Consider the following 16,229-nt stretch of genomic DNA (forward strand, 5'->3'; position numbering starts at 1 on the left):
CACGCTGCCGGTGATGCTGGACTGGTCCGAGGTGCACGTCGGGCCGGCGCGTGCCGGCAGCGTCACCGCGATGCTGCTGCTGGCCGGCAACCTGGGCGCGGTGCTGGTCGTCCTGACGGTCCAGCTCGCGATCGGCGACCCGGCCGCGGCGCTGGTCGTGATGGCGCTGTGGGCCGTCCCCGGACTGGCCGTCGCGGCGCTGCTGCCGCGGCACATCGGACGGGACCGCAGCGATACCGAGCCGTCGGCCTGACGGCTCACGCTCAGCCCGGGGCGACCCCGTTCGCGGCCGGCTCGATGCGCACCACGACGGCCTTGGAGACCGGCGTGTTGGATCCCTTCGCGGTCGAGTCCAGCGGCACGAGCACGTTCGCCTCCGGGTAGTAGGCCGCCGCGCACCCTCGCGCGGTCGGGAAGGCCACGGCGCGGAACCCGCGCAGGACCCGGTCGGGCTGGTCGGGCCACTCGCTGAAGACGTCGACCTGGTCGCCGTCGGCGAGTCCGCGATCGGCGAGGTCGTCGGGATGGACGAACACGATCTCGCGCCCGTCCTTGATCCCGCGGTAGCGGTCGTTGCGGCTGTAGATCGTGGTGTTGAACTGGTCGTGAGCGCGCACGGTCTGCAGCAGCAGCCGACCCTCGGGCACGACGACGGGCTCGAACCGGTTCGCGGTGAACATCGCCCGGCCGGTCGGGGTGTCGAAGGTCCGCGAGTCCCTGGCGCCGTGCGGCAGGACGAAGCCACCCGGCGCGGTGACCTTGCGCTCGTAGTCCTCGCAGCCGGGGACGACCCGGCTGATGTGCTCGCGGATCAGCCGGTAGTCGCCCTCGTGGGCCGCCCAGTCGACGGGCACCCGGTCGGCCAGGGTCGCCCGGGCGAGCCGGCTGATGATCGCGATCTCCGAGAGCAGCTGCGGCCCGACGGGCTCGACCTGCCCGTGCGAGGCGTGGACCGCGCACACGGTGTCCTCGACGGTGACGAACTGCTCCCCCGTCGCCTGCCGGTCGATCTCGGTGCGCCCCAGGGTCGGCAGGATGAGCGCCGCGTCGCCCGTGACTCCGTGCGACCGGTTGAGCTTGGTCGAGACCTGCACCGTCATCGCGGTGCCGCGCAGGGCCGCCTCGGCGGCGCCCGTGTCGGAGATGGCCGAGACGAAGTTGCCGCCCAGGGCCATGAAGAAGCGCACGTCGCCGCGCTGCATGCCGCGGACGGTGTGCACCGAGTCGAGTCCGTGGTGGCGCGGCGGCTCGAAGCCGAACTCGTCGCGCAGCCGGTCGATGAACGCGTCGGGCATCTTCTCCCAGATGCCCATCGTCCGGTCGCCCTGCACGTTGCTGTGGCCGCGGATCGGGCACGCGCCCGCGCCCGGACGGCCCATGTGCCCGCGCAGCAGCAGCAGGTTGATGATCTCGCGGATCGTGGAGACGGACTCGGTGTGCTGGGTCAGGCCCATCGCCCAGGTGACGATGACGCGGTCCGCCCGCAGGTAGTGGCGGGCGAACTGGTCGAGCTCGTCGCTCGTCAGGCCGGTGGCGGTGAGCACGTCATCCTCGTCGAGGTCCGCCAGTCCTGCGCGCAGCTCGTCGAGCCCGGCCGTGTGCTCGGCGATGAACTCGTGGTCGAGGACCGTGCCCGGAGCGGCGTCCTCGGCCTCGAGCACACGCTTGATGACGGCCTGCAGCAGCAGCCCGTCGCCGCCGAGGCGGATCTGGAAGAACTGGTCCGCGATCCTGGTGCCGCGGCCGATCACGCCGCGCGGCCTCTGCGGATTCTTGAACCGCATCAGTCCCGCCTCGGGCAGCGGGTTGACCGCGATGATCGAGGTGCCGCCGCGCTTGGCCTCCTCGAGCGCCGTGAGCATGCGCGGGTGATTCGTGCCGGGATTCTGGCCCATCACGATGACCAGGTCCGCCTGCGCGAAGTCCTTGTAGGTGACCGTCGCCTTGCCCAGGCCGATCGTCTCGGCCATCGCCGCGCTGGTCGACTCGTGGCACATGTTCGAGCAGTCGGGCAGGTTGTTCGTGCCGTACGCCCGCACGAACAGCTGGTACAGGAACGCGGCCTCGTTCGAGGCGCGCCCGGAGGTGTAGAACGACGCCTGGTCGGGAGTGTCGAGCGCGTTGAGCGCCTCGGCGGCGATCGAGAACGCCTCGTCCCACGAGACCGGGCGGTAGTGGCTCTGGCCGGGCGCCTTGTACACCGGCTCCACCAGGCGGCCCTGCTGTCCCAGCCAGTACTCGCTGCGCGACGCCAGCTCGTCGACCGAGTGCTCGGCCCAGAACCCCGACGGCACCGTGACCGGAGTCGCCTCCCACGCGACGGCCTTCGCGCCGTTCTCGCAGAACTCGGCCACGGCCCGCTCGCTCGGATCGGGCCAGGCACAGCTCATGCAGTCGAAGCCGTCCTTCTGGTTCATCGTCGTCAGCAGCTTCGCGCTGCGGCGCACGCCCATCCCCCGCAACGAGTGGTCGAGCGCGTGCAGCACGCCCGGCACGCCGGCGGCCCATGACTTCGGCTCGCCGGTCTCGATCTCGTCGTCGTTCGGGTCCTCCAGGACCTGGTTGCGCTTCACTGCACCACCTCCACCCGATCCGGCCGTGAGTACACGACCATCGACTCGCCCCGCAGGAACCCGACCACCGTCAGACCGGCGCTCTCGGCCAGGTCGACCGCCAGCGACGACGGGGCCGACACCGCCGCCAGCATCGGCACTCCGGCCATCGACGCCTTCTGCGCGAGCTCGAAGCCGGCACGGCCCGACACCATCAGCACGCAGCCGCTGAGCGGCAGCTTCTCGTGCTCGAGCGCCCAGCCGACGACCTTGTCGACGGCGTTGTGCCGGCCCACGTCCTCGCGCACCACGAGCGGCTGTCCCGTGCGGCCGTCGAAGAGGCCTGCCGCGTGGAGGCCGCCGGTCTGGTCGAAGACGCGCTGCGCCGAGCGCAGCCGGTCGGGCATCGTGGTCAGCAGCCGTGCCTCGATGCGCAGCGGGTCGCTGTCGACCTCGAACGCCGAGCGCGTCGTCACCGCGTCGATGCTGGTCTTGCCGCACACACCGCACGAGGACGACGTCACGCCGTGGCGCTCGAGCGCGAGGTGGTCGAGGTGCGCGTCGTGCGCGACGTGGACGTCGAGGACGTTGTAGGTGTTGACGCCCTCGTCGGTCGCGCCCGCGCAGTAGCGCGCGGTGTGGACCTGGTCGCGGCGGGTGATGACCCCCTCCGAGACCAAGAAGCCCAGGGCGAGCTCGACGTCGTGACCGGGCGTGCGCATCGTGACGGCGAGGGATCTGCCGTTCACGCGGATCTCGAGCGGCTCCTCGCCGGTCAGCCGGTCCTCGCCGCGGCGGGCTCGACCGTTCTCGACGATCGTGACGCGGCGGCGGACCGCGGGCTTGGTCATGACACCACGGTAGGCGAGAAACCGGGCTGCGCCAGCGCTGCGAGGGCGAGCTCGTGGGGCCCGCGGTGCCCGGTGGGGGTGGAGGTCTGGCACCCCCGCCTCGGGGGTGTGCGGGGGCGCCAGACACTCGACAGACGGGTTCGGCTGGGGGACCGAACACTCCCTCCCGGCTGCTCGTGTGGTGTGGTTCCACGAGGGCCGCAAGACAAAAGTACATCTCCGGTACAGATGCTGAGGCGGTTTCGCCAAAACTTGTTCACGATGATGGAATCGCCGCCAACCAGAGTCAGAATCGGCGGTTGCGAGTCAATCGGCGCGCAGGACGGCCGTGTGGATCGTGACGATGGCGGGCACGACCGCCCGGAACGCGTGACGGTCGTGGCGACCAACGCGGCGCACGGCGCGGGCGACGAGCTCCTCGGTGGCCCCGATCGCGCCGATCACCTCCAGCTCGCTGGGCTGGCGCACGGGCGCACCGGCCTGCCCCGCCAGATAGGCCACCCGGGCCAGGCTGCGCGAGTGGCGCTCGACCACGTGGTCGCGCAGCCGGAGGACGCGCTCGCCTGCTCCGTGCACCTCGACCATGTAGCTGCGCGCGTACGAGGGCCGCGACTCGAAGCTGCCCACGAGCGCTCTCACCCCGAGGTCGATGCGCTCGCGCCAGGCGGAGTCGTCGGTCTGGGCGGCACGCTCGCGAATCACCGAGACCACTTGGTCGCTGATGGCGACGTAGGCCTCGGCGAACGCGTGCTCCTTGTCGTCGAACGACTGGTAGAAGGTCGTGCGCGAGACCCGGGCCCGGCGGGTGATCCCCGCGACCGTGGCCTTGGCGTACCCGACCGCGGCCACCTCGTCGGTGACCGCCTGCATGATCCGGCCCCGCTGGGAGGCGGCGACCTCGGACTCGGGCAGCGCCGAGCGGCCTCGAGGCAGGCCGAGCCGCTCGGGGAGAAGGGTCAGTCCGTCGTCGGCCACCGCCACAGGCTAGCCCTGCAATCCCGGTCTGTCCGGGGCTTTCTCCTGCTGAGATCGCCTCACCTGCACCACAGGTCACAGACACGCAGGCTTTCGTTGTGCTGAACCCGTTCTCCTGCATGATTTCGCCGTTGGAAACGCAAGGAAACGTCATTGTTTGCACACGGCCGCCGCCGTACCGTGGGCCTCATGAGCCACGTCCCCTTCCTCGATGTCGCCGCGACCGCCTGCTGGATCCGCCAGTCCGGGGCCGAGGCGATCATCGCCGCCATGACCGACGCCATCGAGACCGACTTCCGGCGCTGGCCCGAGTTCGACAAGACCGCGCGGGTCGCCTCGCACTCGCACGACGGCGTGATCGAGCTGATGCCCACGAGCGACGGCGTCGCCTACGGCTTCAAGTACGTCAACGGCCACCCGGCGAACCCCGCCCGCGGCTTCCAGACCGTGACGGCCTTCGGCGTGCTGGCCGACGTCCACTCCGGCTACCCGACGTTCGTCGCCGAGATGACCCTGCTGACCGCCCTGCGCACCGCCGCCACGTCGGCGATGGCCGCGCGCCATCTCGCGCGCCCGGACTCGCAGGTCATGGCGATGATCGGCACGGGATCGCAGTCGGAGTTCCAGGCCCTCGGGTTCCGCGCGGCCCTGGGCATCCGGTCGCTGCGGATCTGGGACGTCGACCCCGCGGCCATGGCCAAGATGGTGCGCAACGTCGAACCGCTCGGCTTCGACGTGCACGTCGCGTCCAGCGCGCAGGACGCGGTCCGCGGCGCCGACGTCATCACGACGTGCACGGCCGACAAGCAGCGAGCGCTCGTCCTCACGGACGACATGGTCGCCCCGGGAGTGCACGTCAACGCGATCGGCGGCGACTGCCCCGGCAAGACCGAGCTCGACCCCGCGATCCTGCACCGCGGCGAGGTGTTCGTGGAGTTCGAGCCGCAGACGCGCATCGAGGGCGAGATCCAGGCCGTGCCGGCCGACTTTCCCGTGACCGAGCTGTGGCGCGTCATCACGCGCGACGCGCCCGGTCGCCGCTCCCCCGCGGATGTCACCGTGTTCGACTCGGTCGGCTTCGCGGTCGAGGACTTCGCCGCCCTGATGCACGCCCGTCGTGCCGTCGCCGGAACGGACCTGGTCTCGTGGCTCGACCTGGTCGCCGAGCCCGCCGACCCCAAGGACCTGTTCGCCCTGACGACGTCCGTGCTCACCGGAGCGATCTGACCGCTGGCGCCGTCCTCCCCTCGCCACTTTTGGGCGCGGATCCACCTCCGCTGGCGCCGCGGACGTGGATCCGCGTCCAAAAGTGGAGGGGGGGGGTTGCGCGCGTCGGGGCGGCGGCGCCGTGGCGACTAGGCGGAAACCAGCAGGAAGTGCCATGTTCCCGGGCTGATCGCGGTGGGACGATCACGGGGTCAACCGACCGTTCGGCACCCTCTGGGGAGGTGCGATGCGTCCGACAGCTCCGGCGCCGCACAGCAGGCGCACGTCCATCTCGGTCGCGACCATCGCGTCCGTCGTCCTCCTCACGCTCGCGCCGCCGGCGACCGCCGCGCCGCCCACGGTGCAGCTCGTGTCCCCGGCGAACGGGTCGGTGAGCACCACCGCCGATCCGACCCTGCGGGTCACCGCGTCGGACCCCGACGGCGATCCCCTCGAGGTGACCTTCGAGGGACGCCGCACGGGTGAGACGACCGGCGGCGGCTCCGACGCCGAGCCGTTCACGCTCGTGGCGCTGCCCGACATTCAGAACTACACGACCCGCACGCGCGGCGCGATCATCGCCCAGCAGGCGCAGTGGGTCGTCGACCAGCGCGCAGCGCTCAACACCCAGTTCGTGGTGCAGCTGGGCGACCTCGTCGCCACGTGGGACTGGGCCGGCCACTGGCCGTGGGCGTCGGACGGGCTCAAGATCCTGGACGACAACCGGGTGCCGAACGCCGTCGTGCCGGGCAACCACGACTTCGACCCCGCCACCGGGGCCTTCGACGAGTACGACCGCTGGTTCCCGGTCAGCCGCTACGCGGACGCGGACTGGACCCCGTCGACCGCCTCGTACGGCGGCTACATGGGCCAGGACGAGTTCGGCGACGACACCCGGGACCGCCAGAACATGAACAACTACTCGCTGTTCACCGCTGGCGGCGTCGACTGGCTCGTGCTCGGGCTCGAGTGGGAGGCGCCGACCGACGTCCTCGCGTGGGCCGACCGCGTCCTCGCGGCCCACCCCGACCGCTCGGTGATCATGTTCACGCACGGCTTCCTCAAGCTGGACGGCACGCGCCGGACCGTGGCGCAACGACCCGGAGGCACGCCGACCGAGACGCTGTGGACCGACTTCGTCCGGACCCACTGCACGGTCCGGCTCGTGCTCAGCGGGCACGAGCACAGCGGGGACCTCGGCGAGGCACGACGGACCGACGCCAACGCGTGCGGCCGGCCCGTGCACCAGGTGCTGACCAACTACCAGACCCGCCCGAACGGTGGGGACGGCTGGCTGCGCACGTACCGGTTCGAGCCCGCCGCCGGGCGCATCACGGCCGCCACATACTCCCCCAGGCTCGGCCGCTACGAGACGGACGCCGACTCGGCTTTCACCATGCCCTTCGACTTCGCCGCGGCGGAGCCGGCACCGTTCCGCCCGATCGCGACGGTGCAGGCCGAGTCGGGCGAGACCGTCGCGGCGACGTGGGCCGACCTCGCGAGGGACACCGACCACGAGTGGCGGGTGCGCGTGTCGGACGGCACCGACACCGAGGTCTCGCCGACCTGGACCGTCCGCACGCCCACCGCCGACGCCGTGCTGCAGGACTCGTTCTCGCGGACGGTCGCGTCCGGTTGGGGCACCGCGCCCAGCGGCGCGGCGTGGGCCACCTCCACACCGGCCGCCTTCTCGGTCGCCGACGGCCACGGCCGGATCACGGTGCCGCCGTCCGCCAGCCGCGACATCGCCGCGAACACCGTCGCCGCGGGCGACGCGACCCTGCGGACCTCGTTCGCGGTCTCGCCCGCCGTCACGGGCAGCGGGACGTACGCCGGGGTGTGGTCCCGGCGGTCGAGCGGCGGCGACTACCGCGCCCAGGTCAAGTTCCGCGAGGCCGGCCGGCCCGATGTGTCGATCGACCGCCGGGTCGGGTCGACCACGACCACGCTGACCTCGGTCCGCCTGCCCCAGAGCGTCAACGCCGGTCAGCCGCTGCACGTGCGGTTCGACACCGTGGGCACCTCGCCGACCGTGCTGCGGGTCAAGGCGTGGACGGGCCCGGACGAGCCGGCGGCGTGGACCCTGCAGACCCAGGACTCGACCGCGGCCGTCCAGGCGGCCTCCGGTGGCGTCGGCTACAGCGTGTACACCTCGGGGGCGGCGTCCGGCCCCTCGACGGTCTCGGTCGACGAGATCACGGTGACACGTGTCGGTGCCGCTCCCCCGCCGCCCCCACCACCGCCGCCCAACACCGCACCCGTCGCGGCGATCTCGGTCACCTCGCAGTCGGAGCGGACGGTCGCACTGAGCTCCGCGGGCAGCACCGACAGTGACGGCACCATCACGTCCCGCGCCTGGGACTTCGGCGACGGCGACGCCTCCACCCAGGCGGCGCCGACCCACACGTACGCGGCCGACGGCACCTACACGGTCCGGCTCACCGTCACGGACGACGACGGAGCCAGCCACACGGCCACGAGGTCCGTGTCGGTCTCGGCCACCCCCGCCACGGGACCGATCGTGGAGGACCGGTTCGGGCGCACCGTCACGAACGGCTGGGGTGCCGCGGACCGCGGAGGCACCTGGAGCCTGCTGGGGCGGACGAGCCTCTACGGCGTCAGCGGCGGCACCGGACAGCACGTGCTCACGCAGGCGGGATCCACCGCGCAGACCACGCTCGGCGGCGCCCCGGCGCGGGACGTCGAGCTGCGGACCGACCTGTCGTGGAGCCGTCCGGGGTCCCAGGGCGTGCTGTGGACCCGGCTGGTCCCCCGCGCCCTCACGCCGAACGACGACTACCGGCTGACCCTGAACATCGGCAACGCCGGACGGCCGCGCCTCGACCTTGCTCGCCGCGTGGGCGGGACCGAGACGGTGCTGCGGTCCGTGCCGGTCAGCGGGATGACGATCGCGGCGAACACGGCGTACACGACGGTGGTCCGCGTGGTCTCGGTCGCCGGCACCACGACCCTGTCGGCGAAGATCTTCGCCGCCGGCGCGGCCGAGCCGGGCTGGCAGGCCACCGTCACGGACGGCACGGCGTCGCTGCAGGCACCGGGCGGCCTCGCGCTGTCGACGTACATGTCGAGCGGCTCGAGCGCGCCCGTCACGACGCGGTTCGACGACCTCACGATCACGGACGTCGCTCCCTGACGGGAAAGGCCTTGACGCCCGACCTCGCGCGTCGTAACGTGCAACCAAATGGTTGTAGATACGAAGAGCGCACTCAGCGACGACGAGGTCGACCGGATCTTCCACGCCCTGGCCGACGCGACCCGGCGGGACATCGTCCGCCGGACCCTCGTCGGCGAGGCCTCGGTCTCGCGGCTCGCCGAGTCCTACGACATGTCGTTCGCCGCCGTGCAGAAGCACGTCGCGGTCCTGGAAGGAGCCGGTCTCGTGACCAAGCACCCGCAGGGCCGAGAGCGTCTGGTCCGAGGCAACCCCGAGACGATCGCCCGGGCCCAACACCTGCTCGACGAGCTCGAGCTCGTCTGGCGCTCGCGCGTCGAGCGACTCGACGCCCTGCTGACCGAACAACCGCCCTCCTGAAAGGCACTGCCATGCCCATCACCTCCGTGTCCAAGGACACCGACGACCTGACCATGGTGGTCGTCGCCGAGTTCCCCGTGCCGGTACGCCGGCTGTGGGACGCCTACGCCGACCCCCGCCAGCTGGAGAGGTTCTGGGGACCGGTCGAGTGGCCGGCCACCTTCAGCCGCCACGACATGACCCCCGGCGGCGAGTCCCACTACGTCATGACCGGACCCGACGGCGACACGAGTGCCGGCTACTGGAAGTTCCGCTCCGTCGACGAGGGCAAGGGCTTCGAGGTCGAGGACGGCTTCGCGTCCGAGCCCGGCGTTCCCGACACCCAGATGCCCTCGATGCGGATGACGTTCGCCTTCGAGGAGACCGACGAGGGCTCGCGGGTCACGACGACCACGTGGTTCGGCTCCCTCGAGGACCTCGAGAAGCTGATCGAGACCGGCATGGAGGAGGGCATGACGTCCGCCATGGGCCAGATGGACGAGGTGCTCGCGGACCTGAAGTCCTACGCAGCCGGGGCGGGCACGACCACGCAGCTGCTGGACGACACCCACGCCCGTGTCTCCCGGATCGTCCGCGGCACGGTGGACCAGGTGTGGAGTGCCCACACCGACCCCGAGCTGATGCGTCGCTGGATGCTGGGCCCGGACGGCTGGGTCATGGCGACCTGCGACGTGGCGACCGAGGTCGGCGACACGTACCTGTACGAGTGGGAGCAGGAGGACGGCTCGAACCGGTTCGGCTTCACCGGCGAGCTGCTCGAGGTGCAGGCACCCGTCCGCTGCGTGACGAACGAGCGGATGATCGGCGTGGAGGGCGACGGCGTCCGCAACGACATGACCCTCACCCCGGTCGAGAGCGGGACCTTGGTGTCGACCGTCATGACCTTCCCCAGCCGGGAGCTGCGCGACCAGATCCTCTCGACCGGCATGGCCGACGGCATGGAGATCAGCTACGCCCGACTCGAGAAGGACGTCCTCGTCCCGGCCTGATCCGGGCCGTCGAGGCGCTGAGTTGCACGTTCGACCTCGCAGACACGGTGTGTCGCGGGCACAACGTGCAACTCAGCGCGTGCAGCACCTCAACTATGGTTGAGGTCACGATGACCGTTCTGCTCACACCGTCACAGGTCGCCGAACGCTCCGGCCTCACCGTCTCGGCCCTGCACTTCTACGAGCGTGAGGCCTTGATCACCGCCACCCGCACGGCGGGGAACCAGCGCCGCTACACGCGCGACGTCCTGCGCCGGGTGGCGTTCATCCGCACCTCGCAGCGCGTCGGGATCTCGCTGGCCGAGATCCGCGAGGCGCTGGCGACGCTCCCGACCGACCACGCGCCGACCAAGGCGGACTGGGCCCGCCTGTCGCGCCGCTGGCGCAGCTCGCTGGACGAGCGGATCGACCGACTTCAGCGCCTGCGCGACGACCTCGACGGCTGCATCGGCTGCGGCTGCCTGTCGCTGCGGAAGTGCCGCCTGCGCAACCCCGACGACGACCTGGCCGCCGAGGGCCCCTCAGACGTTGCGGCGGTACTGTCCCCCGACCTCGAAGAAGGCCTCGGTGACCTGCTGGAGCGAGCATACGCGGGCGGCGGCCATGAGGACGGCGAACACGTTCTCGTGGCTCGCGGCCGCCTCCTTGAGCCGGGCCAGCGCGGCCTCGGCCTCGTCGCGGTGCTCCTGCTGGAAGTCGCGCAGGCGGCGCAGCTGGGACTGCTTCTCGTCCTCGGTGGCGCGGGCCAGCGCCAGCGTCTGGGCCACCTCGTCGCCGTGCGGGTTCTTGAAGGTGTTGACGCCGACGATCGGCAGCGAGCCGTCGTGCTTGCGGTGCTCGTAGAGCATCGACTCGTCCTGGATGCGTCCGCGCTGGTACCCGGTCTCCATCGCGCCGAGGACGCCGCCGCGCTCGCTGATGGACTCGAACTCGCGCAGCACCGCCTCCTCGACCAGGTCGGTCAGCTCGTCGATGACGAACGAGCCCTGCAGGGGGTTCTCGTTCATCGCCAGGCCCCACTCGCGGTTGATGATCAGCTGGATCGCGAGCGCGCGCCGCACCGATTCCTCCGACGGGGTGGTGACGGCCTCGTCGAAGGCGTTGGTGTGCAGGCTGTTGGCGTTGTCGTAGATCGCGATGAGCGCCTGCAGCGTCGTACGGATGTCGTTGAAGTTCATCTCCTGCGCGTGCAGCGAGCGTCCCGACGTCTGCACGTGGTACTTCAGCTTCTGGCTGCGGTCGTTCGCGCCGTACTTCTCCCTCATCGCGATCGCCCAGATCCGGCGCGCGACGCGGCCCATGACCGAGTACTCCGGGTCCATGCCGTTGCTGAAGAAGAACGACAGGTTGGGCGCGAAGTCGTCGATGTCCATGCCACGGGCGAGGTACGACTCCACGTACGTGAACCCGTTGCTCAACGTGAACGCCAGCTGGCTGATGGGGTTCGCCCCGGCCTCGGCGATGTGATAGCCCGAGATCGACACCGAGTAGAAGTTCCGGACGCCCTGCTCGATGAACCACTGCTGGATGTCGCCCATCATCCGCAGGCTGAACTCGGTCGAGAACAGGCACGTGTTCTGACCCTGGTCCTCCTTGAGGATGTCGGCCTGGACCGTGCCGCGAACCTGCTGCAGCGCCTCGGCGGCGCTGATGCCCTTCTCGGCCGCCTGGTCGATCACCGTGTTGAGGAAGAACGCCAACACCGTCGGGGCGGGCCCGTTGATCGTCATCGAGACGCTGGTCGACGGGTCGAGCAGGTCGAACCCGTCGTAGAGGGCCCGCATGTCGTCCAATGTGGCCACCGAGACGCCCGAGGTGCCGACCTTGCCGTAGATGTCCGGCCGCTCGTCGGGATCGCGCCCGTAGAGCGTCACCGAGTCGAACGCCGTCGACAGGCGGGTGGCGGGCTGGCCCTCGCTGAGCAGCTTGAAACGGCGGTTCGTCCGGAACGGGTCGCCCTCGCCGGCGAACATGCGGGCGGGATCCTCGTTGTCGCGCTTGAACGTGAACACGCCCGCCGTGTAGGGGAAGTGTCCCGGCAGGTTCTCGCGGCGCCAGAAGCGCACCAGGTCGCCGTGGGAGCGGTAACGCGGCAGGCTCACCCGGCGGACCTGGTTGCCCGAGAGCGTCTCGCGCGCCAGCTCGAACCGCAGCTCGCGGTCGCGCACCTTCACGACCTGCTCGTCACCGGAGTACGACTCCACGACTGACGGCCAGGCGTCGAACGTGCGCCGGACGTCGGCGGGCAGCGCGTCGAGGGCGTGCCGCGCGGCCTCGTTCACGGCCGCGTCGTCGGGCAGCATGGCGGCGGCGGTCGCGAGGTGCTGCGCCGTGTCGGCCAGGTCGGCGATCCGCTCGGTCTCGGCGTGGAAGCCGCGCACCGTCTCCGCGATCTCGGCCAGGTAGCGGATGCGCTGGGGCGGGACGAGATGGTGCTCGTCGGTCGAGTGGCGCACGTCCACGGCCGGCAGGACGCCGGGCTCCAGGCCCAGGACGTCGCGCAGCTCCTGGTACAGCGCCGTCACGCCGTCGTCGTTGAAGTGGGCGGCCGAGGTGCCGAAGACCGGCATGTCCGCCGGCTGCTTCCCGAACGCCTCGCGGTTGCGGACCAGCTGACGGCCGACGTCGCGCAGCGCGTCCTTGGCGCCACGGCGCTCGAACTTGTTGATCGCGACCACGTCGGCGAAGTCGAGCATGTCGATCTTCTCCAGCTGGCTGGCGGCACCGAACTCCGGCGTCATCACGTAGAGCGAGCGGTCGACGAACGGCAGGATCCCCGCGTCGCCCTGGCCGATGCCCGGCGTCTCGACGATCACCAGGTCGTGGCCCGCGGCCTTCAGCACGGCGATCACGTCGGCCAGGTGCTCAGGCACCTCGTGGTTGCCGCGGGTGGCCAGCGAGCGGAACGTCACCGGGCCGCCCAGCGCGTTCATCCGGATCCGGTCGCCCAGCAGCGCACCGCCACCCTTGCGGCGGGTCGGGTCGATCGCCACGACCGCCACCCGCAGCTTGTCCGCGTGGTCCACGCGCAGCCGGCGCACCAGCTCATCGGTCAGCGAGCTCTTGCCCGAGCCGCCGGTGCCCGTGATGCCCAGCACCGGCGTCGTCGAGCCGGCAGCCGCCTGCTCGATCGCGCGCGCCAGCTCGGCCGGCAGTCGGCCCGACTCCGCCGCGGTGATCGCCCGGGCCACCGCGGTGCGGTCGCCGGCCACGACGGCCTCGGCCGCGGGCAGTCCCACCTCGACCAGGTCGACGTCACACTGCTCGACGAGCGTGTTGATCATCCCGACGAGGCCCAGGCGCTGACCGTCCTGGGGGCTGAAGATCGTCACCCCGGCCGCGCGCAGCCGGGCGATCTCGTCCGGCACGATCACGCCCCCGCCCCCACCGAACACCTTGATGTGCCCCGCGCCGCGCTCGGCCAGCAGCTGCACGAGGTACTCGAAGTACTCGACGTGGCCGCCCTGGTACGAGCTGACGGCGACTCCCTGCACGTCCTCCTCGACCGCCGCGTCGACGATCTCGGCCACGGATCGGTTGTGCCCCAGGTGGACGACCTCGGCACCCTGGCTCTGCAGGATGCGCCGCATGATGTTGATGCTGGCGTCGTGGCCGTCGAACAGACTCGACGCGGTGACGAAGCGCACCGGATGCGTGGGGACGTACATGGCGGACCTCAATTACTAGGATGTCCTAGTAATGTACGCGCGGCCCCGTCACGATGTCACGCGGACGGCCGATCCGCCCCGCGCATCACCGCCAGCAGCACGCGCGTCAGCGGCGCGACGACCGACTGCAGGTCGAGGCTGTCGGCGTGACGCTGCGCGCGGATGGCCCTGCCGATCAGCTCGTCGAACGCACCCATCAGCGCCCGCAGGTCGTCGTCGGGTGGGACGACGATGCCGCGCGAAGGAGCCGACGCCTCCGCGATCTCACGCAGGACCAACAGGTGCCGGTCGGTCATCTCGTCGCGCTGCACCTGGAGCCGCTCTCCCGCCGCCCGGATCTCGACGTAGACGCAGATCGCGAAGCTGGGAGCTGCCTCGAGCACGCCGACGTAGGACTCGATCGCCGCGCGGATGCGGGCGTCGTAGTCGGTGCCGGTGACCGAGAGCGCAGGCGTCCAGACGCGGGTCAGCGCCAGCTCGCTGGCGTTCCAGTGCGCTGCGGCGAAGGCCGCCTCCTTGTCACGGAAGGCCTCGTAGAACGCGGTCCTGGACACGTGGGCGCGCTTGGTGATCGCGGCGACCGTCGTGGCCGCGTAGCCGGACTCGGCGATCTCCTCGAGGGTCGCCTGCAGGATCCGGCCCCGGCGGGACGCGGCGACCTCGGACCCCGAGAGCGCCGAGCGCCCGCGCGGCAGGTCGAGCCGCTGCGGGAGCAGGCTCAACAGGTCATCGTCGTCCACGGGCTCATCATATGGGGCCTGACGTCACTTCGCCCGGCTTTCCAGTCAGATCCGGACGTCGACGGCGCTGCACCCCGCGGTGGTCCTGACGACCGCCAGCTGCGCGGGGATCCGCTCCTTCATCGTCTCGACGTGGCTGATCAGGCCGATCGTGCGCCCGTTCTCGCGCAGGGAGTCGAGCGTGTGCATCGCGACGTCGAGCGTCTCGGCGTCGAGCGAGCCGAAGCCCTCGTCGATGAACAGGGTGTCCAGGGTGACCCCGCCCGCACGGTTGGTGACGACCTCGGCCAGGCCGAGCGCCAGCGCGAGCGAGGCGAGGAACTTCTCGCCGCCGGAGAGCGACTCGGGCGGACGCGTCTGGCTGGTGTACTCGTCGAGCACGCGGACCTCGAGACCCGCGTTGGAGCCGCGGGTCGCGACCTCCTCGCTGCGGCGCAGCGCATACCGACCGGACGACATGGCGTGCAGGCGCGCGTTGGCCGCCTCGACGATCTGGTCGAGCTCGGCCGCCAGGACGTAGCTCTCGAGCCGCATGCGCTTGGTGTTGGGCGACTCCCCGTGCAGCGACCGCGCCAGGCGGTCGAGCACCTCGTAGCGGGCTCGCGTGCGTGCGCTGCCCGCCCAGCCCTGACGGATCGACGCGGCCAGCTGGTGCGACGTGGCGGAGCGGGTCCGGACGGCCCCGAAGTGCTGGGAGGCGGCGTCGCACGCCTCCTTCGCCTCGTCGTGCGCGGCCCGCGGCCCGTCGACGTCGGCAGGCTCGGTGGGCAGGTCTTGCAGATCGGGGGCCTCGAGAGCCGCCTCGGTGCCGGCGCGGGCGCGGTCGTGGCCCTCGATCCGCGCGGTGAGGTCGCGGACGGCCCCGGGCTCGAGCCCGGCTGCCAGGAAGGCAGGCTCGTCGTCGAACCCGTGGTGCTCGAGCGCCTCGCGGAAGCGCATGTCCGCCTCGGTCGAGTGCCGCTGGGCCCCGGACACCGCCGCCAGCGCCTCGACCAGGTCGGAGGTGACACCGATGTGGCGGGTCACGATGTCGATGCGCTCGACGACCGACCCGGCCTCACCACGCGCCTGCTGCACCGTGGCGGTCAGGCTCGCGATCTGCTCGGTCGCGTGCTCGAGTCCCTGCTCGAGCTTGGCCCGGCGGACGTCGAGCTCCTTCTGCGCGGTGGCGATGCGCTCGCACGCGGCCTGCGCCCGGGCCCGTGCCTGCTCGGTCTGGAGGGCCTGAGCCAGGTCGCTCTCGGCCTGGTCGACCAGGGGGCCGAGCTGGTCGAGGGGCCGGACGCCCTCAAGACCGTCGATCGTGGTGCGCAGGGCGACGACATCGTCACTGGCGGCGCGGGCGCACGTGCCCGCGTCGGCCAAGGCCGCACGGGCGGCCTCGAGCATGTCCTCCGTCACCGGCTCGTCGGCGTGCGTGGCGGGGGCCGGATGCTCGACGCCACCGCAGACCGCGCACGGCTCACCCTCGCGGAGCTGCTCGGCGAGCTCGCCCGCGAAGTTGGCCAGGCGCCGCTCCTGCAGTGAGGCCAGGGCCGAGGACGCCGACACGAGGTCCTTCGTGCAGCCCAGCTCGGTCAGCTCGGCGCGGGTCAGCTGCTGGCGGGCCTGAGCGAGCCGGGTGGACTGCTGGAGCTCGTCGCGCAGCGCGGAGAGGGCGTGGCGCGCCTGCTCGGGGGTGACCTCGACCGGGAC

At 71.4% G+C, this 16,229-nt stretch carries 11 protein-coding genes and 1 pseudogene; 6 read left to right on the forward strand and 6 right to left on the reverse strand.

Annotated elements, in window-relative coordinates; translation table 11 throughout:
- On the forward strand, window positions 1-253 hold a 253-nt coding region (locus tag RT323_RS12725; RefSeq protein ID WP_313409034.1), incomplete at its 5' end, for a hypothetical protein.
- 10 nt (window positions 254-263) lie between these two features.
- Here RT323_RS12725 and RT323_RS12730 read toward each other — a convergent pair.
- The 3 genes from RT323_RS12730 to RT323_RS12740 form a co-directional block, all read right to left on the reverse strand.
- Entirely contained in the window at window positions 264-2,573 is a 2,310-nt protein-coding gene (locus tag RT323_RS12730; RefSeq protein WP_313409036.1) for an FdhF/YdeP family oxidoreductase, read from the reverse strand.
- Window positions 2,570-3,403: a formate dehydrogenase accessory sulfurtransferase FdhD gene (gene fdhD, locus RT323_RS12735; RefSeq protein ID WP_313409037.1), complete on the reverse strand. Its 834-nt coding sequence runs from the start codon at window positions 3,401-3,403 to the stop codon at window positions 2,570-2,572. The genes RT323_RS12730 and fdhD overlap by 4 nt, the downstream gene beginning before the upstream one ends.
- Window positions 3,404-3,709: 306 nt before the next feature.
- A complete protein-coding gene (locus RT323_RS12740; protein ID WP_313409039.1) occupies window positions 3,710-4,378 on the reverse strand; it encodes a TetR/AcrR family transcriptional regulator in 669 nt (222 codons plus the stop codon).
- A gap of 189 nt (window positions 4,379-4,567) precedes the next feature.
- On the opposite strand from RT323_RS12740, the gene RT323_RS12745 reads away from it, so the two are divergent.
- The 5 genes and pseudogenes from RT323_RS12745 to soxR all read left to right on the forward strand — a co-directional run.
- The gene (locus RT323_RS12745; protein WP_313409041.1) at window positions 4,568-5,605 is read left to right on the forward strand and encodes an ornithine cyclodeaminase; all 1,038 of its coding nucleotides are present in this window, start codon (window positions 4,568-4,570) and stop codon (window positions 5,603-5,605) included.
- 226 nt (window positions 5,606-5,831) lie between these two features.
- On the forward strand, window positions 5,832-8,738 hold the full coding sequence (locus tag RT323_RS12750; RefSeq protein WP_313409044.1) for a PKD domain-containing protein: 2,907 nt from the start codon (window positions 5,832-5,834) through the stop codon (window positions 8,736-8,738).
- Window positions 8,739-8,786: 48 nt separating this feature from the next.
- Entirely contained in the window at window positions 8,787-9,137 is a 351-nt protein-coding gene (locus RT323_RS12755) for a metalloregulator ArsR/SmtB family transcription factor (RefSeq protein WP_313409046.1), read from the forward strand.
- 11 nt (window positions 9,138-9,148) lie between these two features.
- Window positions 9,149-10,126 carry an SRPBCC family protein gene (locus RT323_RS12760; protein ID WP_313409047.1) on the forward strand — a complete coding sequence of 326 codons (978 nt, stop codon included), beginning with the start codon at window positions 9,149-9,151 and terminating at the stop codon, window positions 10,124-10,126.
- Between the two features lie 110 nt (window positions 10,127-10,236).
- Window positions 10,237-10,638 (forward strand): annotated as a pseudogene (gene soxR / locus RT323_RS12765) (redox-sensitive transcriptional activator SoxR); the annotation flags it as partial.
- Window positions 10,639-10,647: 9 nt separating this feature from the next.
- Here soxR and icmF read toward each other — a convergent pair.
- The 3 genes from icmF to RT323_RS12780 all read right to left on the reverse strand — a co-directional run.
- The gene (icmF, locus tag RT323_RS12770; protein WP_313409049.1) at window positions 10,648-13,794 is read right to left on the reverse strand and encodes a fused isobutyryl-CoA mutase/GTPase IcmF; all 3,147 of its coding nucleotides are present in this window, start codon (window positions 13,792-13,794) and stop codon (window positions 10,648-10,650) included.
- Window positions 13,795-13,850: 56 nt separating this feature from the next.
- A complete protein-coding gene (locus RT323_RS12775) occupies window positions 13,851-14,534 on the reverse strand; it encodes a helix-turn-helix domain-containing protein (RefSeq protein WP_313409052.1) in 684 nt (227 codons plus the stop codon).
- A gap of 45 nt (window positions 14,535-14,579) precedes the next feature.
- Window positions 14,580-16,229: SbcC/MukB-like Walker B domain-containing protein (locus RT323_RS12780; protein WP_313409055.1), on the reverse strand; the 1,650-nt coding region annotated here is incomplete at its 5' end.

It is taken from the genome of Aeromicrobium sp. (genome assembly GCF_032084975.1).
GTDB lineage: Bacteria > Actinomycetota > Actinomycetes > Propionibacteriales > Nocardioidaceae > Aeromicrobium.

Excerpts from the sequence above, each read along its gene's own strand:
- fdhD (WP_313409037.1), bottom strand. The coding sequence starts at position 3,403 with ATGACCAAGCCCGCGGTCCGCCGCCGCGTCACGATCGTCGAGAACGGT.
- RT323_RS12745 (WP_313409041.1), top strand. The coding sequence starts at position 4,568 with ATGAGCCACGTCCCCTTCCTCGATGTCGCCGCGACCGCCTGCTGGATC.
- RT323_RS12750 (WP_313409044.1), top strand. The coding sequence starts at position 5,832 with ATGCGTCCGACAGCTCCGGCGCCGCACAGCAGGCGCACGTCCATCTCG.
- RT323_RS12755 (WP_313409046.1), top strand. The coding sequence starts at position 8,787 with ATGGTTGTAGATACGAAGAGCGCACTCAGCGACGACGAGGTCGACCGG.
- RT323_RS12760 (WP_313409047.1), top strand. The coding sequence starts at position 9,149 with ATGCCCATCACCTCCGTGTCCAAGGACACCGACGACCTGACCATGGTG.
- icmF (WP_313409049.1), bottom strand. The coding sequence starts at position 13,794 with ATGTACGTCCCCACGCATCCGGTGCGCTTCGTCACCGCGTCGAGTCTG.